This is a genomic window from Pseudomonas sp. GW822-FHT06B12, assembly GCF_058799675.1.
This window is the reverse complement of sequence record NZ_JBXALR010000002.1, coordinates 79,807-100,283: the sequence shown is the minus strand read 5'-3', so window position 1 is coordinate 100,283 and position 20,477 is coordinate 79,807. Positions and strand designations below refer to the sequence as shown.

Here is a 20,477-nt window from a genome sequence, read left to right as displayed (position 1 = left end):
ATCAATCGTCATAGGCGTCAGGGGGGCGTTCATTCGTCGACTCCGTGGGCAGGCATTTTCATGCCTTCGAACAAAGCAGGCATAATACCGCGCCTCTACCTAGCCGCCGGTCGCCCAGTGACACAATCCCCGACTCCCATTGCCATACGCCCCTCGGCCTGCCCGGGGTTGCTGCGTATTGTCCAGGCATCGGACGGCGGGATCTGCCGGATCAAGTTGAATGGCGGGTCGATCAGCACTGCCCAGGCGGTGGCCGTGGCCGAGGCCGCCGAGCGTTATGCCGGCGGAGTGATCGAAGCGACCAACCGCGCCAATCTGCAGATTCGCGGGATCGGCAGCGAACACCGGCTATTGATCGACAGCCTGCTGGCGGCCGGGTTGGGACCAAAGACTGCGGCCGGTGATGATGTACGCAACCTGATGCTCAGCCCTGGTGCCGGCATCGATCGGCATATGCTGTTCGACACTCGCCCGCTGGCCGAGCAGATACTCGCCACCTTGCAAAACCATGAGCGTTTTCACCAGCTGTCGGCCAAGTTTGCCGTGCAGCTGGACGGCGGCGAGGCGCTGGCGATGCTCGAACATCCTCACGACCTTTGGTTGAGCGCCGTTGAATGCAACGGTGAGCCAGTGCTGGCCTTCGGACTGGCGGGTTGCCCCACGGACACGCCGACAGGGGCGGTGTTGCGTAATGACGGTCATGCCTTGGTTGTGGCGGTGCTGGAGCTGTTTCTCGATCTGGCACGGCCGGATCAGACCCGCATGCGGCATGTGCTGGCCGAGCGTTCGCTGGAGTCGGTGGTGCAGACCTTGGCCGAGCGCGTGCCGTTGGCCCCGATCAGTGGCTGGCAACGTCCCGGGTCGCGGCCAGGGTTGCACATAGGCACTTATCCACAGCGCCAGGAAGGCCGGGTCTATGTCGGCGCCGTCCCGCCCCTGGGGCGACTGGATTCTTCGATGCTTAAAGGCGCGGCGCGTCTGGCCGAGGCGTTCGGTGACGGCAGCCTGCGTCTGACGCCTTGGCAAAGCCTGTTGCTGCCGAACATTCGCCATCAGGATGCCCCGGCGCTCAGTGAGCGATTGCAGGCCCTGGGTTTTCTGCTGGGTGCCGATCAAACATTGGCCCATCTGGTGGCCTGCACCGGTTCCGCCGGGTGCGGCAAAGGTCTGGCAGATACAAAGAGTGATGCCTTGCAACTGTCCACACAGCTGCAAGGTCATGGCGACCGGGTTCAAGTTCACCTGTCCGGCTGCTCGCGATCCTGCGCTGCCGCGCACGTCGCACCGGTCACTTTGCTGGCGGTCAGCCCCGGTCATTACGACCTCTATTTTCGCGATGCGGGGCAGCCGGGTTTCGGCGCCCTGCAAGCACGCAACCTCACTATTGAAGCGGCCGGCGCATTGCTCGATGCCCGCCCACGGAGCCCCCTTGATGCTTGATTACATCCGCGACGGTCAGGAGATCTATCGCAACTCCTTCGCGATCATTCGTGCCGAGGCCAACCTCGACCGGATCCCGGCTGATCTGGAAAAACTCGCAGTGCGGGTGATCCACGCCTGCGGCATGGTCGATGCCATCGATGGCCTGCAATTTTCCGAAGGCGCGGGCAAGGCCGGGCGCGATGCGCTGGCTGCCGGTGCAGCGATTCTGTGTGATGCGCGAATGGTCTCCGAAGGCGTGACCCGCGCGCGCTTGCCGGCGAACAATCCGGTGATTTGCACCTTGCGCGACGAGAGCGTTCCGGACCTGGCCCGTGAACTGGGCAACACCCGTTCGGCCGCTGCGCTGGAGCTTTGGCGTCCACACCTGGAAGGCAGCGTGGTGGTGATCGGCAACGCCCCGACCGCACTGTTCTACTTGCTGGAAATGCTCGATGCCGGTGCGCCAAAACCGGCGCTGATTCTCGGCTTTCCGGTGGGCTTCGTCGGTGCCGCCGAATCCAAGGCGATGCTTGCGGCGGACAGCCGTGGCGTGCCGTTTGTGATCATGCAAGGTCGGCTGGGCGGCAGCGCCATGGCTGCCGCAGCGGTCAATGCCCTCGCCACGGAGATTGAATGATGCAGCAGCCTGGACGTTTGATCGGCCTCGGCGTTGGTCCTGGTGATCCTGAACTGATCACCGTCAAAGCCTTGCGCCTGTTGCGTGAGTCTCCGGTGGTGGCGTACTTCGTCGCCAAGGGTAAAAAGGGCAACGCGTTCGGCATCATCGAAGCGCATTTGCAGGACGCGCAGACTCTGCTGCCGCTGGTTTACCCGGTGACCACCGAGGCCTTGGCGCCGCCGCTGTCCTACGAGCAAGTGATCAGCGACTTCTATGATGCTGCTGGCGAGCAGCTCGCCGCGCATCTGGATGCCGGCCGCGATGTGGCGGTGATCTGCGAAGGTGATCCGTTCTTCTACGGTTCCTACATGTATTTACATGATCGCCTCGCTGAGCGCTACGAGGCTGAAGTGGTGCCGGGCGTCTGCTCGATGCTCGGCGGCGCCTCGGTGCTCGGTGCGCCACTGGTGTATCGCAATCAAAGCCTGTCGGTGCTGTCCGGCGTGTTGCCCCACGAAGAACTCAAACGTCGTTTGGCCGATGCCGACGCGGCGGTGGTGATGAAGCTGGGGCGTAACTTTCCCAAGGTCCGTCAGGTGCTGGAAGAACTCGGTCTGGCCGAGCGCGCGCTGTACGTTGAGCGCGCAACCATGGCCAATCAGAAAATCGTGCCGCTGGATCAGGTCGAGCCGATGTCCTCGCCGTACTTTTCGTTGATCATCGTTCCCGGCGAAAGGTGGCAAGGCTGATGACCCGTCCAGTTCCGGCGATTGTCATTCTTGGCAATGGCGGCCTCGCCACCGCGCGCAAGATCCAACAGCTGTACCCGGGCGCCTTGATCCACGGTCTGGCCGAGCGGGTCGACGGGGCGGATCACGTTTATCACGAGTTCGGCACGACCCTGCGTCAGCTCTATCAACACGACACGCCGATCATTGCCTTGTGCGCCGCTGGCATTGTCATTCGTACCCTGGCGCCATTGCTCCTGGAAAAAGGCGCAGAACCGCCGGTGCTGGCCGTCGCTGAAGATGGCAGCGCGGTCGTGCCGTTGCTCGGTGGTCTGGGCGGAGTGAATGTGCTGGCCCGCGAGATTGCGGATGGGCTGGGTGCGGCGGCTGCCATTACCACCAGCGGTGAGTTGCGCTTTGGCACATGCTTGCTCAGCCCGCCGAGTGGCTATGCGCTGGGTGATCTGGAACTGGGCAAGCGCTTTGTTTCGGACTTGCTGGCTGGTGAGAGCGTGCGTATCGAAGGCGCCGCCCCATGGTTGGATCAAGCGCAGTTGCCGCAGGATCCACAGGCGCATTTGGCTATTCATGTCGGCAATTCCGAACGTGAGCCGGCGGCCAATGAATTGCTGATTTATCCGCAAAACGTTCTGGTCGCGGTGAGCGCCGACGTTGCAGAGTTGCCAAACGCGATACGCGATGCCTTGCACCAGGCAAAAATCGCCGTGCAATCGCTGGCATGCCTGTTGGCCAGTGATCAGCAAATGGCCAGTCCAGCACTGCGCGAAGCGGCGCTGGAATTGGGTGTGCCGCTGCGTTTTGCGACGGCTGGCTCCGTGGCTGAACTGGCGGAAAACGCTGTTGGGCAATCCGTGTCTATCCATGCAAACAACGGGATTGCCATCGTCGTTGCCAACCGGCCGCTGGACCCATTACTGATCGGTCGCCCTCGTGGGCGCTTGGCAGTGATCGGTCTGGGCCCCGGTGCTGCGGAACTGATGGTACCGGCGGTCAAGGCGGAACTGGCTCGTGCCAACGACGTACTCGGCTATGAAACCTACGTGCGCATGGCCGGCCCATTCCGCGCTGATCAGGTGCTGCACTGCACCGATAACCGCGAAGAAATGCAGCGCGCGCGTCACGCGTTCGAACTGGCGGCCCAAGGGCGTTCGGTGGTGGTGGTGTCATCCGGAGACCCAGGCGTGTTCGCCATGGCGGCGGCGGTGCTCGAAGCGCTGCACGAATCCAGCGATGCGAACTGGCACAACGTTGATCTGGAAATCCTTCCCGGCGTTTCCGCATCTCTGGCCACTGCCGCTCAGGCCGGTGCGCCGCTGGGGCACGACTTCTGTGTGATGTCTCTGTCGGACAACCTCAAGCCTTGGGCAATTATCGAGAAGCGTCTGGATCTGGCGGCAGAGGCCGATCTCGCTCTGGCCTTTTACAACCCGATCTCGCGATCACGGCCATGGCAATTGGGTCGTGCGCTGGAAATCGTTGCTCAGCACCGCACGCCGGAAACGCCTGTGGTGCTGGGGCGGGATATTGGGCGTCCGGGACAGACGCTGCGGGTCACGACCCTCGGCGCATTAACGCCTGATCAGGTGGACATGCGCACCATGGTGCTGATTGGCTCGTCCACCACCTGCGTATTCCCGCGCGCTGAAGGTGGGGACTGGGTGTATACGCCGCGCTGGTACGGCGAAAAACCGGCCAGTTGAGCAACGGAGGTCGGATCTGCTGGCCGCCATTCTTCCCCTGACCGCACTTGCTTGGCAGTCAGGGTGTTGAGTTGTCTGGCAATCGTGCGCTCTTAGCTCCCTTGAGTGCGTAAGATTTTTCACTGGAAAGTACCGGAAACGAGATCAAACGGTAGTTGTAAATCGACGCAACACTCTTCGAATAGCTGCGCCATCATGTAGTCCCGTTGGCTCGGTTGTTTTCACAATTAGAAAAAGTGATCTAGGGAGCTTGTGTTTGTTGGAGAAGTGCAAGTAATAAGTATGTGTTGGGGGTTGCTGTAAAAGGTTGCATTGGTTTGTTTGAATTAAGTGTAATTAATTAATGGGTCGAGTGCGTGCTTGAAAGTGCAGTTCTCATCCTTTAAGGTTTTTCAAGCCCTGTGAGGGCCTGCCACTAACTTAAAAGGATTTGAATAATGATTGAGCAAGTACTTCCAAAAATTACCACCGCCGAGCGTATTGCTTTTATTGAAGCATTGAATCGGGATGTTCCCGTTGTTCATCCAACAGCGCGTGCGGCATTGGTCTCTTTCGCCAGCACACCCGTGGATACCGACGAACTGAATGCTGCCATTATGGGGTCGGGTATTGCTGGCTTTCTCGACGGGATGTCCAAGCGCAACAAGCGCATTGTGAAAAATACTTTCATGTACGCCGATATCAAGGCGTTACTGAAGTATCCGGGGGAAAGTCAAAAAGAGGAGCGTTACAAACTCTTTATGCAAACCATGCGTCATATCGGCTGGATGGTCAGTAAAGATGCGTATACCCGCCATGTGTCGAGCGAGATGCGACTGACGATGGCAAACATTGCTGCGCAAATCATTGGTACGGTTGTTTCCGGAACGATCGGTGGTACTCCGATTGGCGCTGCCCTGACCGCAATGACCGGTTCCACCCTTGAGGCTCTGAAAAAAGAGCCGGAAGCCTTGAAGCTGTTCGAGAAAAACGCAAAAAAACCCGAGGGTGGTTCCTTTGCGCTGGCGTCCTGCACTCAGGATGCAGATGGCGAAATTCTGATGGCCATCGGTGCTATCCAGTACCACGCCATTCAACAAGCCACCAGTGTGCTGTTTGGTGAGTGGTTCACCACTGATGTCAGCATCTACAAAGGCATGTCGATCATGATGATGGACGAAGAGGACTACGTAATGACCGAAGCGCTGGTCGTCAAGGAACTTGCCAACCTGCGCGAAATGGCGCTTACCCTGGAATTCGGCGTCAAGTAATTGCTGGAAGGCTGAAGACCTGGGTCTTCAGCCTTTTCTGTTGTCTGGATGCAGGGAGTACACGTGGAAAATCATCATTTGATTACCTGTGTTTGCGCGGGAAATGTGCTGTTGTTTTCAGGCGCAATGTCAGCAGTTGAACGTCAGGATGTCCTGGATTCATCGCTTTACACCCAAGTTGTAACATCGCGAAAATTTCCTGCCATGAGCGATTTTGATCAGTGGCAGGGTGCCTGGCGTATCGCTGTACGGTTGTCCGGCTGGATGGTTTCGAAGGACAGCGACGAAGCTTTTTCAGCGTTCGAGCAGGAACGGTTCTCGGTCAAGGAATTGATTGAGACGGGTCTGGCAAAACACCTGGGGCCTCTGCCAGAGCATGACATCACGGCAAGCCTGGACGCGGTTTCATTGTCGCCACAGGCAATGGATCTGTGGCGCGTGCACACGCTGGGTCATGGCGTCATCACGCCGGAGGGAGAAGAACTCCACGACGCTGATAGTCGCAGCCCAACAGATCAGACGACCTGGGTTCGGGTTCAGGTGGGTGTAGTGAATCCCGGCGCATTATTGACACAAGTCACCGTGTGTTTTGAAACCCACGAAACGGTGGATGCTGACTTCCTGCGACAAGCGTTCAGCGTTCATGAGGTTGTCGGGAAAGTAAGAGTCAATTGCAGCGTCGCGTTGCTGGAAGAGGCGGATCATGAGCCACTTCGTGAGCTTTTCATCTCCCGGTTGGGAGGACTGAGAGAGGAAAAGATCTTGATGTTGAGCTGAATTCAATTCGGACTGCGGTGCCATCGCTGGATGGTTTTGGCACCGTCACCAGGCTTTACGGCACCAAATACCCTTTCACCCCGGTAAAGATAATCTGCGCCGCCAACGCACACACGAACAACCCCATCAACCGGCTGACAATCTGCAAACCCTGGTCGCCGAGGATCCGTTCGATGCGGTTGGACAGGTACAGCACCACGCCGACGGTCAGGCTGGCCATGGCAATACTGAGGATGGCGGTGAGTTTGTCGTCCCAGTGCGGCTGGCTGACGCCCATCACCAGCAAGGCCCCGATGGTGCCGGGGCCGACCGTGAGCGGAATGGTCAGCGGGACGATGGTCACGTCCTGCTGCACGTTGTCGGTCTGGATCGCCGACTTGCCCTGCGCCATGCCCAATGCCGAGATGAACAGCACGCTGCCGGCGCCAATGCGGAAGGCGTCTACGGTAATGCCGAACACGCTGAAAATCACTCGCCCGAACAAATACAAGAGGACGCTGGAGACCAGGGTCGCGAGGGCGACATTCCAGGCCAGTCGTCGCCGTTCCTTGTTGGAGTAGCCACGGGTCAGGCTGATGAAGCAGGACAACACGAAGAATGGGCTGTAGAGCACCAGCATCTTCAGGTAAACACTGAACAACACGTGGAGCATGGTGCAAGCTCACTGGCGAGGGAAGTCGACGGGGAGTCTATCAGGGGTTGCGCGGTCTGTCGGCTCAGGAAGGTTGAGCCGTTGTCCGATTGAGTTGATCACGCTGGTCGACCCAATGCTCAATCAGTTCACGCAGTTGCGACAGTTCGACGGGCTTGGCCATGTGCCCATCCATGCCGGCCTGGCGCGCGCGCTCTTTGTGTTCGGCGAGGATGTGTGCGGTGAGTGCCACTACCGGTGTGCGAATTCGCTGATTGCCGACTTCCCAGGCACGCAATTGCTGGGTGGCGGAGAAACCATCGAGGATGGGCATTTCGCAGTCCATCAACACCAGGTCGTAGCGCTGGGCCTTCATCGCTTTCAAGGCTTCTTCGCCGTTGCTGGCGGTGTCGGGTTCCAGGTTGAGCTTGCCGAGCATGCCGCGAATCACTTTGGTCGAAATGCTGTTGTCTTCGGCCACCAGAATGCGGAAATCGCTCGGCACCTTGACCACCGCAGGTATGCCGGTTGGCAGCAGCTGCGAGACAGCCAGGCCTTTGTTGCGCTGGCTCAGTTCGTCCGCCAGCGTGGTCTTGAGGGTGTAGCCGGCCACGGGTTTGGCCAGGATGCGTTTGATCCCGGCATTGCGTGCGATGACCTTGCTCGGTGCGTTGCTGATGCCGGTGAGCATGATCAGCAGAATGTCGTGATTCAGGCTCGGGTCTTCCTTGATCTTCGCCGCCAGCTGCATGCCGGTCATGCCGGGCATGTTCTGGTCGAGCAGGACCACGTCGAAGTAATCACGCAGGTGCGCCTTGGTGCGCAGCAGGGCGAGGGCTTCCTTGCCGGAAGGTACGGCGCTGACGTTCAGACCCCAGGCGCTGCATTGCTGCACCAGGACTTTGCGGCAGGTGTCGTTGTCGTCGACCACCAACACGCGGGCACCTTGCAGCGGGCCATCGAGATCGCAGGTCGGGTGTTCGAGGCGCTCAGGGTCCAGCGGCAAGGTCAGCCACAGTGTGCTGCCCTGATTGCTGCCGCTCTTGATGCCGAACTCGCCGTGCATCAGCAGAATCAATTGGCGGGCGATCACCAGCCCCAGGTTGCCGCCCAGGCGTGTGGCGGAAAGGAAGTTCTTGCTGTGCAGTTCGGCGTGCAGCAGGGCTTCTCGTTCTTCGGCATCCATGGGTTGCCCGCTGTCTTGCACGGCAATGCGCAGACGCGGTTTGTGGCTGCGCTCGTCGAGTGCGACGACGATCAGGATCTCGCCTTCGTCGGTTTTCTTCAGGGCGTTTTCCAGCAGGCTCAGCAGCGTCTGGCGCAGACGTGTCGGGTCACCGCTGATGACCCGGGGCACTTGTGGCTGGATGAAGCTGATCAGCTCGACGTTCTGCTGTTCGGCCTTGGCGCGGAAGATGCTCAGGCAGTCTTCGATCAGTGCGTTGAGGTCGAACTGCACGTCATCGAGTTCGATTTGTCCGGACTCGAGCTTGGAGATGTCGAGGATTTCATTGATCAACGTCAGCAGTTCATTGCCGGCGCTGTGGATGGTTTGCACGTAGTCGCGCTGTTTGACCGACAGCGGGGTGCCCAGCAACAGTTCGGTCATGCCCAGCACGCCATTCATCGGAGTACGGATTTCGTGGCTGATTTTTGCCAGGAACTCGGCCTTGGCATTGATCTCGGCGTTGCTCGCCGCCAGGTCGCGGCTGACGCTGAAGCGGTCTTCGGTGATGCTGCGCTGGCGTTCGCTCAGGGCGACGCTCATCAGCACGCCGCTGATGCAGATGAAGGCCATCAAGGTCATGATCAGGCCTTGCGGCGCAACCAGGGTCAGCCCCAGCAGCGCTGGCAGGATGATCAGCGTGCCGACGTTGAACACCACCATCGCTGACACGAACAAGCGTGCCGGTCGGTAACCCTTTTGCCAGTGGTAGGCGCTGACGAAGAGCATGCTCAGGCCCGCCAGGGCCACCAGCGCATAGGTGATGATGTTCAGCGGCAAGGTGTCGACGAACAGCAACAGCAGGCTGCACAGGACAATGAACAGGATGTCCCCCAGCAGCAGCTTGTTCAGTGGATGCGGGCCAAGCGGGGCGAAGAAGCGGTAGGCGAACATCAGGCCGCAAGGGGCCGTCAGCAGCAGCGACAGGTAGGCGCCGGGTGTTTGCGCGGCATGCCAGTCAGGTAGCCATGGGCCTGCCAGGTTCAGCAGCAGCACCAGGCTCAGCAGCAACAAGCCCTCGCACGCGGCCAGCCAGAGACTGCTTCGCGAGCGGCTATAGCCGTAGCGCGTGAGGTTATACAGGATCAGCATCGCGATGCAGCCAAAAAACAGGCCGTAGATCAGCGTCTGGTTCTGGTTCGCCGCCACCGTCACCGCTGATTGCAGGGTGATATAGGGCCGCAACTCGTGTTCGGAAACCAGTCGCAGATAGACGTCGAGGGGTTTGTCGCTTTGTGGCAGCGGCAACATGAAGTCGCTGCTGGGGAGCGGTCGTTCGCTCTGGGGCTGCTCATTGCCGCTGGTCCGTTGCTCGATCAGCGTGTCGCCGTCCAGAACGTAGAGGTTCAGGTGCGACAAATCGGGGGCGAAGATGCGCAGCAGTTGTTCGTGTTTGCCGGGACTGAGTTTGAAACGCAGCCACAATGCGCCACTGGGTTCGGCGGCGGTGATCCGGTCGAGTTCAATCGGGCTGAATTGATTGGTGTAGCGAGCCGAGCGGATGTCGCTCAGTTCCAGGATGCCCTGTTCGTCGAGCAATACCGCCCAGCCACTGCCTTGCGCGGCCTGGGCCGGGAGCATGCAGAGCAGGGTCAGCAGAGTGACGGTGAAGCCTATGGCAATCCTGAGCCAGCGCACGGCGAAATCCCTTCGTAGGTTGATGCCAGATTATAACTATGCGCGGCGCCGGAATAGTACGGCAAGGGCCATAGGCCCCTGCCTAGCCGAATGGATAGCTTATTCCTGATTTTCGCCACGCTCACGGGCAATGGCGCGGTAGCCAATGTCCTTGCGGTAGAAGCAGCCTTCCCAGTTGATTTTGGCGGCCAGCTTGTAAGCCTGCTGCTGGGCGGCATCGACGCTCGCGCCCATGGCGGTGGCGCAGAGCACCCGACCACCGGCGGTCACAACCTTGCCGTCCTTGAGCGCGGTACCGGCGTGGAAGACTTTGCCCTCCAGCGCAGCGGCGGCATCCAGACCTTCGATGGCCGCGCCCTTGGCGTAATCACCCGGGTAGCCGCCAGCAGCCAGTACGATACCGACGCTTGGGCGCGGGTCCCACTGAGCTTCGACCTTGTCCAGCGCCTGTGCCAGCGCCGCTTCAACCAGCAATACCAGGCTCGACTGCAGGCGCAGCATCACCGGTTGGGTCTCGGGGTCGCCGAAACGGCAGTTGAATTCGATGACTTTCGGGTTGCCGGCTTTGTCGATCATCAGGCCTGCATAGAGGAAGCCGGTGTAGACGTTGCCTTCTTCGGCCATGCCACGCACGGTTGGCCAGATCACCAGATCCATGACGCGCTGGTGCACTTCGCTGGTGACCACCGGGGCAGGGGAGTAGGCACCCATGCCACCCGTGTTCGGGCCGGTGTCGGCGTCGCCAACGCGTTTGTGGTCCTGGCTGGTAGCCATCGGCAGCACGTTCTTGCCGTCGACCATGACGATGAAGCTGGCTTCTTCGCCATCGAGGAACTCTTCGATGACCACGCGCGAGCCGGCGTCGCCGAATGCATTGCCGGCGAGCATGTCGCGTACGGCGTCTTCGGCTTCGGTCAGGGTCATGGCGACGATCACGCCTTTACCGGCAGCCAGGCCGTCGGCCTTGATCACGATCGGCGCACCTTTTTCACGCAGATAAGCCAGGGCTGGCTCGATCTCGGTGAAGTTCTGGTAGTCGGCAGTCGGGATCTTGTGGCGAGCCAGGAAATCCTTGGTGAATGCCTTGGAGCCTTCCAGCTGAGCAGCGCCAGCGGTTGGGCCGAAGCAGTCCAGGCCGCGTTTGCGGAACAGATCGACCACGCCCGCCACCAGCGGAACTTCCGGACCGACGATGGTCAGGGAGACATTTTTCTCGGCAAAATCTGCCAGTTGCTCAAGGGCCAGCACGTCGATAGCGACGTTCTCGCACTTGGCTTCAATGGCAGTGCCGGCGTTGCCCGGAGCAACGAAGACTTTCTGTACGCGCGGATCCTGAGCGACTTTCCAGGCCAGGGCGTGTTCACGGCCACCGCTGCCAATGATCAAAACATTCATTTCAAAAACCTCGGATGACGCTAATTCTGTTTTAGAACCTAAAGCGTTTCACGCCGTAGGAGGTTGCAATGACGTCGGTAGATGCAAGGCGGAGCCCACCTCGATGAGCGGAGTTGCCTCTAGGCAATGAGCATCATCGAGGTGGGCTCCAACGCAGCAGATGCCGGCGTCAGTGCGACCGTTGTCGTATTAGTGACGGAAGTGGCGCATGCCGGTGAATACCATGGCAATGCCGGCTTCGTCGGCAGCAGCAATCACTTCGTTGTCACGCATCGAGCCACCCGGTTGAATCACCGCAGTGATGCCGACCTTGGCGGCGTTGTCGATGCCGTCACGGAACGGGAAGAACGCGTCCGAGGCCATGACCGCGCCCTGCACTTGCAGGCCAGCGTGTTCAGCTTTGATGGCGGCGATGCGCGCAGAGTTCACGCGGCTCATCTGGCCAGCGCCGACACCGATGGTCTGGCGGTTCTTGGCGTAGACGATAGCGTTGGATTTGACGTACTTGGCGACTTTCCAGGCGAAGATCAAATCGTTGATCTCTTGCTCGGTCGGTGCGCGCTTGGTCACCACTTTCAGGTCTTCGCTGCCGATCATGCCGATGTCGCGGCTCTGTACCAGCAAACCGCCATTGACGCGTTTGTAGTCCCAGGCAGCGGCACGATCCGCCGACCATTGGCCGCAGGCCAGCAGGCGAACGTTGGCCTTGGCGGCGACAATGGCGCGGGCTTCGTCGCTGACCGATGGGGCGATGATCACTTCGACGAACTGACGCTCGACGATGGCTTTGGCGGTTTCAGCGTCCAGTTCGCGGTTGAACGCGATGATGCCGCCGAAGGCCGACTCGGTGTCGGTGGCGTAAGCCAGTTCGTACGCCTGGCGGATGCCGCCTTCAGCGTCCGGGCTCACGGCAACGCCGCACGGGTTGGCGTGCTTGACGATCACGCAGGCTGGCTTGACGAAGCTCTTCACGCATTCCAGCGCGGCGTCGGTGTCGGCCACGTTGTTGTACGACAGTTCTTTGCCTTGCAGCTGGGTCGCGGTGGCGATGCCAACTTCGGCGGGTTTGGCTTCAACGTAGAACGCCGCGCTCTGGTGCGGGTTCTCGCCGTAGCGCATTTCCTGGGCCTTGATGAACTGGCTGTTGAAGGTGCGCGGGAATTCGCTGCGACCTTCGGTGGTGAGGGTTTCAGCGGCCTGGTTCACGGTGCCCATGTAGTTGGCGATCATGCCGTCGTAGGCGGCGGTGTGTTCGAAAGCCTTGAGCATCAGGTCGAAACGCTGAGCGTAGGTCAGGCCACCGGCCTTGAGGTTTTCCAGTACGCTGGCGTAATCGCTGGCGTTGACCACGATGGCCACGTCTTTGTGGTTCTTGGCGGCCGAGCGAACCATGGTCGGGCCGCCGATATCGATGTTCTCGATGGCGGTCGGCAGGTCGCAGCCTGGCTTGTTGATGGTGGCTTCGAACGGGTAGAGGTTAACGGCGACCAGATCGATCGGCTTGATGCCGTGCTCGTTCATGATGGCGTCGTCGATGCCGCGACGACCGAGGATCCCGCCGTGGATTTTCGGGTGCAGGGTTTTCACCCGACCGTCCATCATTTCTGCGAAACCGGTGTAATCCGCGACTTCCACAGCGGCTACGCCATTGTCCTGCAGCAACTTGAACGTCCCGCCGGTGGAGAGGATCTCAACGCCGAGCGCTTCGAGCTCCTTGGCGAATTCGAGGATCCCGGTCTTGTCGGAAACGCTGATCAAGGCGCGGCGGATCGGCAGGCGGGTGGTCTGGTCGGTCATCTCAATTTCCATCAAAAGCAAAGGAAGTCAGCAAAAAAGGCGACCGGTTTTAAGCGGGCGCCTTTCTGGTTTGATTGAATGCTTACAGCAAATCGTACTGCTTGAGTTTCTTGCGCAAGGTGCCGCGGTTCAGTCCCAGCAGCTCACTGGCCTTGGTCTGATTGCCCTTGACGTAGTTCATCACGCTTTCGAGCAGGGGAGCCTCGACTTCGGAGAGCACCAGGTTGTACACATCCGTGACGGCAGCGCCTTCAAGGTGGGCGAAATAATTGTGCAGCGCCTTCTCGACACTCCCGCGAAGGGTCTGGCCTTCTTCGCTCGGTGTATTGAGGTGCTGTTTCAAATTTACGTTGTCGCTCACGGGTGCTGTTCCACTCACTAAAGTCTCGGTCATCATCGTCATGCGGCCACCCCTTCTCCGTCCCCTGTCAGGCTCTTGTAGCGCTCGGCAAAAAACTCCCGAACGTTGGCGCATTGTGTTTCCGTACCATCCAAACGATTGAAGTGGGCGCGAAACTCCCTGGCGCCCGGCAGGGTTGCGAGATACCAGCCCACATGCTTGCGAGCGATGCGTACGCCCATGACATCTCCATAGAAGGCATGTAGCGCGGCCAGATGCTCAAGCAGAATACGTTCCACCTCGATCAACTCTGGTGCCGGGAGTTTTTCGCCGGTACGCAGAAAATGCTCGATCTCACGAAAAATCCATGGCCGCCCTTGGGCAGCCCGGCCTATCAGCAGGCCATCGGCACCGGTCGCGTCAAGCACGTACCGGGCCTTCTCGGGCGAGTCGATATCGCCATTGGCGAAGACCGGAATCGACACTGCCTGCTTGATCGCGGCAATGGTGTCGTACTCGGCTTCGCCGGTGTACAGATCGGCACGGGTCCGGCCATGCACCGCCAGCGCCGTGATACCTGCCTGTTCGGCGATCTTCGCCACCGTCAGGCCGTTCTTGTTCGCCCGGTCCCAGCCCGTGCGGATCTTCAGGGTGACCGGCACATCAACCGCCGCCACGACGGCGTGCAGGATCTCGGTCACCAGGTCTTCATCTTTCAGTAACGCGGAGCCGGCGGCCTTGTTGCAGACCTTCTTTGCCGGACAACCCATGTTGATATCAATAATCTGCGCACCCAGCTCGACGTTGGCGCGTGCGGCCTCCGCCAGCATCTGTGCATCACCACCAGCGATCTGTACCGAGCGTGGCTCGGGATCACCTTCGTGGACCATGCGCAGACGCGATTTGCGGGTGTTCCACAAACTCATGTCGCTGGTGACCATTTCCGAGACTACAAGCCCTGCGCCCAATCGTTTGCACAGCTGACGAAAGGGTTGGTCGGTGACCCCCGCCATCGGGGCGAGAATCAAGCCGTTGTGCAATGTATATGGGCCGATGCGTACCGCCGACATAGGACTTCCCTGTTGTGGGGTCGGATCATGAGAGTTCGAAAAAGGGTTGGCATGATACCCGCTCTCGATGACTGGATAAAGGCTGAATTGGATAAAATCTGAACAGTTATTCTGTTATTGCCAGCAGTTTGGTTCGCTGCGCCGGGAGTCAGAAAATTGCCGTCAATTGCGCGAGACTCAGCGCCGAGTGAGGTAATTCACTCGGGCGAGTGGAAGCTCAGGCTGTAATTCACGGCTTTTGGGCCAGGATCGAGGATGTCCAGGGCAATATGAATGGGCGTTTGTGGTGGCATTTCTGCGAGGTCCGCAAGGTCGCCATTGAGGTATTCGCCCGGTTTGAAGCGGCGGCTGGCGATCAGGTGGCCGTTGAGGTCGGCAAAGCGCAGTTCCAGCAACGGGAACGGCTGTGAGAACGGTGCGCGGTTGTAGATGATCGCGTCGACCACCAGTGCGCCGCTGAAGTCCGGGTGGCTACGCACCACCAGGTTGCTGCTTTTGATTTTCGCGATATCGACCTTGGACGGCACGCTGCAGCCAATCTGCGGGCACAATCGCTGGAACCACGGGCGGTACTGGTCCTGGCGGGCCAATTCGTCGAAGTGATAGGTAATGTACTGGCCGGCAAGGGCGGCGGCGCCCAGCAGAACCATCAGGCCCCAGAAGAGCCGGCGGCCCCAGGGTGAACGGCGTTTTTGCCAGTCGAGCTGCAGCGGGTCGTCGACCAGGTCCTGAAGCACCTCGTCATGCACGGCCGGCTCGTTGCGCGTGCGCTTTTTGCGTACAGGCTCGGGCTCATGGGCTTCGTCGTCGATATCCTCATCGGTCGCGGACAGGCGTTCGTGTTGCGTTGGATGCACCGGTGTTTCGAGTGGCTGGTCGAAGCGCAGTTGCGGTGCCTCGGGTTCATCGTCGAGGTCGAGCGGTTCGAGCGACAGCGAGGGTTCGGTACGCGAGGGTTTTTCCGGCTCGTCGGCGAGGCCTGCCGATCGGTGGCTCTCGGTCGGTGTGCGTGCGTTTTCGCTGGCCAGCGCGCGCTCGGCGGCTGAATCGCTGAACAGGCTGTCGGACCAAGGCTCTTCGCCTTCGGGCGTATCCCGACGGGCGCTCAGTGAGTCTTCCTTGTGCTCGCGTTCCTGGCCGAACTCTTTGGTGGGCTGGATTTCCCGTTGTTCGAGCTTGGCGAGTTCTTCGTCGAGGTCGAGGCTGTCCAGATCCAGTTCGGCGGCTGTCCACTGCTTCTGGCTGATGGCCCGTTGCGTGGGAGGCTCAACCGGAGGCGGGGTCGTGAGGGCGATAGCTTCCTTGCCCATGCGTTGCTCGAGCAACTGCCGCGCAGCATTGAACACTTGCAGGCAGGAGCCGCAGCGAACCACTCCACGGGCCACGCTCAATTGGGCGTGGCTGACGCGGAAACTGGTCTGGCAATGCGGGCACTGGGTGACGAAGCTATCGGTCATGCGGCCATCCGGAGTATGCAGGCGCTCATTTTAGCGCCGACGGCCAGTGATGCGCACCCAGCCATCGCGATTGGCAATCGGGTCCAGATCAAAGTCCTCGGCATAAGCCTCTGCGACTTCTGCGCCTTGCTCGGCGAGGATGCCCGACAGCGCCAGGCGACCGCCGGGCTTGACCAGGCTGGACAATTGCGGGGCCAGGGAAACCAGCGGGCCGGCGAGGATGTTGGCCACCAGCACGTCAGCCTGCACCTGTGGCAGATCTTCTGGCAGGTACAGCGGGAACAGCGCTTCGTCGATGTTGTTGCGCCCGGCGTTGTCACGGGAGGCTTCCAGCGCCTGCACGTCGATGTCGGTGCCGACCGCTTCCTTGGCGCCCAGCAGCAGTGCAGCGATCGCGAGGATCCCCGAGCCACAGCCGAAGTCCAGTACGTGGCAGTCTTTCAGGTCCTGGCCATCGAGCCATTCCAGGCACAAGGCGGTGGTCGGGTGGGTGCCGGTGCCGAACGCCAGGCCCGGATCGAGCAACAGGTTGACCGCATCAGGCTCGGGCGCGGCGTGCCAGCTCGGGACGATCCACAGGCGCCGACCGAAGCGCATTGGCTGGAAGTTGTCCATCCAGCTGCGTTCCCAGTCCTGGTCTTCGATGACTTCGCTGTGATGCTCGGGCAGCGGGCTGCCGGTCAGCAACTCAAGGTGGGCCAGTACGCTGGAGGCTTCGGTGCCGCCTTCGAACAGGGCCAGCAGGTGAGTGTGCGACCACAGTGGGGTGGTATTCAGTTCCGGCTCGAAGATCGGCTGATCTTCGGCGTCCATGAAGGTCACCGATACGGCGCCCACTTCAAGGAAAGCGTCTTCGTAGGTTTCGGCTTGTTCTGGGCTGATGGCGAGACGGACTTGCAGCCAAGGCATGGCGGGCACCTTTGGAAAGTGTAATGTGCAGCCTAGCGGGCTGCGAGAAGCGCGCAAGTTTACGCGAGAGCGATGCTTTTGTGGGAGCGAGCTTGTTCGCGAAGCTTTTTGGTGGTGATGATGCCTTCCAGGGTATTGAGGGGAGAGGGTGAGCATCGTCAGTGAGGTTGTTCGCCCGCACAGCATGATCGACTACCTTAGGCGGCAAGCACTGGCGAAAGTTGCCGGGTAAAACGGTCACGCAGGTTTTGCGCCATGGGTTTGCAGCCATTGTTGGCCTTTGGAGGTCAGGCGGTAGCGTTGCAGTCGGCTGTTGGGCTGGTCAGGCAATGTCATTTCCAGGTAACCGCTGGCGATGGTAGGTAATACATAGGCCTTGCGAAAGTGCTCGGCGTTCTTCAAACCCATGGCGGCCTGAAGCTCTTGCCGGCGCATTTCGCCATTCACGACCCTGAGCAGGGACGCGACTTCCATGGTGACTTCCATGGTGACTTCCATGGTGACTTCCCTGTTCGTGGTGTCCGTCCCTTGTGTCAGAGGGTGCGCTGGCAGGCGTACGACATAGGAAATCCGATCATCATCGGTTTCAAACAGCGGCGCAGGCGAGCCGTTGGCCGCCATGACCTTGAGAATCTTGGGGATGCCGGTCGAGCGGCCCTCGGTCAAGTCCAGCTCTTTGAGAAACTCGCCAATGCGCCGGTTACGGTAGCGACGACTCACCGCGCGGCCTGCTCGCAGGTCCTCCATTCGGATCGAGCGGTCTGGCCCTGGAAAGCTCAAAATCACCAGTTCTTCACGGCTGATGCGCACTTCAATTGGTTCGCGTTCTTCATAGGAGCGGTGATAGACAGCGTTGACCAGTGCCTCTTCTACCGCCGCAAAAGGGAAGTTCCAGACGCGCGTGGCTTCGGCCTGATCAGGATGCTTGATGACCGTCTCGTGTAAAAAATTGCGCTGGATATAACCCAGGGCCTCGCGGGTCATGGTGGCCAGAGGCCCCTTGAAGATCTTTTCGTCAAAGACATCGCCGCCGGCGCCATCGGGGAACCACAGCAGATCAATTTGCGTATGTGGGAAAAACTGCTCGGGTGCGTCGTTGAAAAACATCAGCCCCACATTCTTTGGCCAGGGCGACTCGATCGGACCGCCCACCACGTTCATCTGCCGCCCCAAGGCTTCAATAGATAACGCCTCTGCATCTTCGGCCAATGCACTGCCTACTTCCTGCAAGAAGCGCTGCATCAGTGGTTTGGACAGGTCACTGACACGGGCGCCCAGATGAAAACGGTCATCGAACGGCACTTTGGCGGCAAGGCTCAAGAGTTCTTGCTCGGTTTCGCCTTTGGCTTCCACTGTGCTGCTGTAGCGACGGATGTAGTAATGCCAACTCTTTTGCCTGGCAGTCACGGCCGCAGGCGCCTTGTAAGGCCGGTTTTGCCCGCCCGGTGCCCATAGCACAATCAACTTGCGACCCTCGACCTCTTCAATGCTCAGCACTGGAAAGTAAGCGGGTTGAATAGATTGGCAAGCCGCCAGTAATTCGAGCTGAATCTTGTCCAGCACCTGATCGCCAAGGCCTGTCGGTGGGAAAATCGGTAGGCCGTTGGCATCGCAATTCTGCCCAATCACCACATAACCACCGCCCAGATTTTCGAAGTCGTTGGCGAAGGCGCAGAGCGTGCGAATGATCGGGTCAGGATTCCAACCCGTTTTGTACTCGATTCGCTCGCTCTCTACTGTCCGCTGGCGCAGCAGGTCGTTGAGGTTGATGGGCAATTTTTCAGGCATGGGCGGGCTCTGGTTCGTCAACTTTGACGGGGACTTTACCGGTTAGGAGGTCTCGCATCAGGTCGCGTTTTTGAATGAGTGGTTTTTCTAGAGTGGCTCGCTCAGTAGGTCGCTTGTTTGCAACTGCGCTGAGGGGATGATGCCCTCTTCAGAGAAGACTGTCTTGGGGGGCGTGCGGCCTAATCAAAGGCAACATCCTGCCAGACTTCGCTGGTGCGGGCGATTGGGGCTGTCTTTACTGGGGAGGGATGCAGCGTGTCGGATTAATCGTGCTGGACTGTTTCGCAGAAACAACAAAGCCGCCCGAAGGCGGCTTTGTTGTATACCGGCTCAAGCTTAGTGCTTGTCGCCAGCCAGCTTGTGTTCCAGGTAGTGGATGTTCACTCCACCTTTGCAGAAGCCTTCGTCGCGGGTCAGATCGCGGTGCAGCGGGATGTTGGTCTTGATCCCGTCGACAACGATTTCGTCCAGCGCATTGCGCATGCGCGCCATGGCTTCTTCACGGGTTGCCCCGTAAGTGATCAGTTTGCCGATCAACGAATCGTAGTTCGGCGGAACTGCGTAGCCGCTGTACAGGTGCGAGTCGACCCGTACGCCGTTGCCGCCCGGTGCATGGAAATGCTTGACCGTGCCTGGGCTTGGCATGAAGGTTTTCGGGTCTTCGGCGTTGATCCGGCATTCCAGTGCGTGACCGCGGATGACGACGTCTTCCTGGGTGAACGACAGTGGGTTGCCGGCGGCGATGCTGAGCATCTCCTTGACGATGTCGATGCCGGTGACCATTTCCGAAACCGGGTGTTCTACCTGGACACGAGTGTTCATCTCGATGAAGTAGAAGTTGCCGTTCTCGTACAGGAACTCGAAAGTGCCTGCGCCACGGTAACCGATGTCGATGCACGCCTTGACGCAGCGAGCGAAGACTTCCTGGCGAGCCTTCTCGTCGATGCCCGGTGCCGGCGCTTCTTCGAGAACCTTCTGGTGGCGACGTTGCAGCGAGCAATCGCGGTCACCCAGATGGATGGCATGGCCCTGGCCATCGGAAAGTACCTGAACTTCCACGTGACGTGGGTTGGTCAGGAATTTTTCCAGATAGACCATCGGGTTGCCGAACGCCGCGCCAGCTTCGGAGCGGGTCAGTTTGGCCGAGGAGATCAGGTCTTCTTCTTTATGCACAACGCGCATGCCGCGACCACCACCGCCGCCAGCGGCTTTGATGATCACCGGGTAACCGACTTCGCGACCAATGCGCAGAGCGGTTTCTTCGTCTTCCGGCAGCGGGCCGTCGGAACCTGGAACGGTTGGAACGCCGGCAGCGATCATGGCGTGCTTGGCCGAAACCTTGTCGCCCATCAGGCGGATGGTTTCAGCTTTCGGGCCGATGAAGGCGAAGCCGGAGTTTTCCACCTGTTCGGCGAAGTCGGCGTTTTCCGCGAGGAAGCCGTAGCCTGGGTGAATGGCGGTAGCGCCGGTCACTTCAGCCGCGGCGATGATCGCCGGAATGTGCAGGTAAGAGTGCGCGGCCGATGCCGGACCGATGCAAACGGATTCGTCTGCCAGGCCCAGGTGCATCAGCTCCTTGTCGGCCTTGGAGTAAACGGCGACGGTCTTGATGCCCATCTCTTTGCAGGCACGCAGGATCCGCAGGGCGATTTCACCGCGGTTGGCGATCAGAACTTTTTCCAACTTCGCAGGTTTCAACATCGTTGGCTC

Annotated in this window: 16 protein-coding genes; 6 read left to right on the top strand and 10 right to left on the bottom strand. The window is 59.9% G+C overall.

The window, feature by feature from the left end; translation table 11 throughout:
* Window positions 1-60 precede the first annotated feature (60 nt).
* The 6 genes from cobG (at window position 61) to AC1RKH_RS05260 (ending at window position 6,517) form a co-directional block, all read left to right on the top strand.
* Window positions 61-1,440, top strand: a complete 1,380-nt coding sequence (gene cobG, locus AC1RKH_RS05285) for a precorrin-3B synthase (RefSeq protein ID WP_493062177.1) — start codon at window positions 61-63, stop codon at window positions 1,438-1,440.
* Window positions 1,433-2,059 carry a precorrin-8X methylmutase gene (locus tag AC1RKH_RS05280; RefSeq protein WP_123423700.1) on the top strand — a complete coding sequence of 209 codons (627 nt, stop codon included), beginning with the start codon at window positions 1,433-1,435 and terminating at the stop codon, window positions 2,057-2,059. The genes cobG and AC1RKH_RS05280 overlap by 8 nt, the downstream gene beginning before the upstream one ends.
* Entirely contained in the window at window positions 2,059-2,790 is a 732-nt protein-coding gene (locus AC1RKH_RS05275; RefSeq protein ID WP_145017347.1) for a precorrin-2 C(20)-methyltransferase, read from the top strand. The genes AC1RKH_RS05280 and AC1RKH_RS05275 overlap by 1 nt, the downstream gene beginning before the upstream one ends.
* Entirely contained in the window at window positions 2,790-4,490 is a 1,701-nt protein-coding gene (gene cobJ / locus AC1RKH_RS05270) for a precorrin-3B C(17)-methyltransferase (protein ID WP_493062178.1), read from the top strand. The genes AC1RKH_RS05275 and cobJ overlap by 1 nt, the downstream gene beginning before the upstream one ends.
* Before the next feature lie 437 nt (window positions 4,491-4,927).
* Window positions 4,928-5,740: a hypothetical protein gene (locus tag AC1RKH_RS05265; protein WP_493062179.1), complete on the top strand. Its 813-nt coding sequence runs from the start codon at window positions 4,928-4,930 to the stop codon at window positions 5,738-5,740.
* Between the two features lie 63 nt (window positions 5,741-5,803).
* Window positions 5,804-6,517 (top strand): hypothetical protein, encoded by a 714-nt coding sequence (locus AC1RKH_RS05260; protein ID WP_493062180.1) that lies wholly within the window; start codon window positions 5,804-5,806, stop codon window positions 6,515-6,517.
* 55 nt (window positions 6,518-6,572) lie between these two features.
* Here the strand turns inward: AC1RKH_RS05260 and AC1RKH_RS05255 are convergent, their stop codons facing one another.
* The 10 genes from AC1RKH_RS05255 to accC form a co-directional block, all read right to left on the bottom strand.
* Entirely contained in the window at window positions 6,573-7,169 is a 597-nt protein-coding gene (locus AC1RKH_RS05255) for a MarC family protein (RefSeq protein ID WP_123423697.1), read from the bottom strand.
* Window positions 7,170-7,233: 64 nt separating this feature from the next.
* Window positions 7,234-10,011 (bottom strand): hybrid sensor histidine kinase/response regulator, encoded by a 2,778-nt coding sequence (locus AC1RKH_RS05250; protein WP_493062181.1) that lies wholly within the window; start codon window positions 10,009-10,011, stop codon window positions 7,234-7,236.
* Between the two features lie 99 nt (window positions 10,012-10,110).
* Window positions 10,111-11,406: a phosphoribosylamine--glycine ligase gene (purD, locus tag AC1RKH_RS05245; protein WP_493062182.1), complete on the bottom strand. Its 1,296-nt coding sequence runs from the start codon at window positions 11,404-11,406 to the stop codon at window positions 10,111-10,113.
* A gap of 189 nt (window positions 11,407-11,595) precedes the next feature.
* Window positions 11,596-13,203: a bifunctional phosphoribosylaminoimidazolecarboxamide formyltransferase/IMP cyclohydrolase gene (gene purH, locus AC1RKH_RS05240; RefSeq protein ID WP_493062183.1), complete on the bottom strand. Its 1,608-nt coding sequence runs from the start codon at window positions 13,201-13,203 to the stop codon at window positions 11,596-11,598.
* Between the two features lie 82 nt (window positions 13,204-13,285).
* Window positions 13,286-13,606 (bottom strand): DNA-binding transcriptional regulator Fis, encoded by a 321-nt coding sequence (fis, locus tag AC1RKH_RS05235; protein WP_007921650.1) that lies wholly within the window; start codon window positions 13,604-13,606, stop codon window positions 13,286-13,288.
* Window positions 13,603-14,613 (bottom strand): tRNA dihydrouridine synthase DusB, encoded by a 1,011-nt coding sequence (gene dusB / locus AC1RKH_RS05230; RefSeq protein WP_493062184.1) that lies wholly within the window; start codon window positions 14,611-14,613, stop codon window positions 13,603-13,605. Before dusB ends, fis begins: the two co-directional genes overlap by 4 nt.
* Before the next feature lie 197 nt (window positions 14,614-14,810).
* A complete protein-coding gene (locus AC1RKH_RS05225; RefSeq protein WP_493062185.1) occupies window positions 14,811-16,070 on the bottom strand; it encodes a DUF3426 domain-containing protein in 1,260 nt (419 codons plus the stop codon).
* 30 nt (window positions 16,071-16,100) lie between these two features.
* On the bottom strand, window positions 16,101-16,979 hold the full coding sequence (gene prmA, locus AC1RKH_RS05220) for a 50S ribosomal protein L11 methyltransferase (RefSeq protein ID WP_493062186.1): 879 nt from the start codon (window positions 16,977-16,979) through the stop codon (window positions 16,101-16,103).
* 237 nt (window positions 16,980-17,216) lie between these two features.
* Entirely contained in the window at window positions 17,217-18,767 is a 1,551-nt protein-coding gene (locus tag AC1RKH_RS05215) for an RNA/DNA-binding domain-containing protein (protein WP_493062187.1), read from the bottom strand.
* A gap of 336 nt (window positions 18,768-19,103) precedes the next feature.
* Window positions 19,104-20,468 (bottom strand): acetyl-CoA carboxylase biotin carboxylase subunit, encoded by a 1,365-nt coding sequence (gene accC / locus AC1RKH_RS05210; RefSeq protein ID WP_123423689.1) that lies wholly within the window; start codon window positions 20,466-20,468, stop codon window positions 19,104-19,106.
* Window positions 20,469-20,477 lie beyond the last annotated feature (9 nt).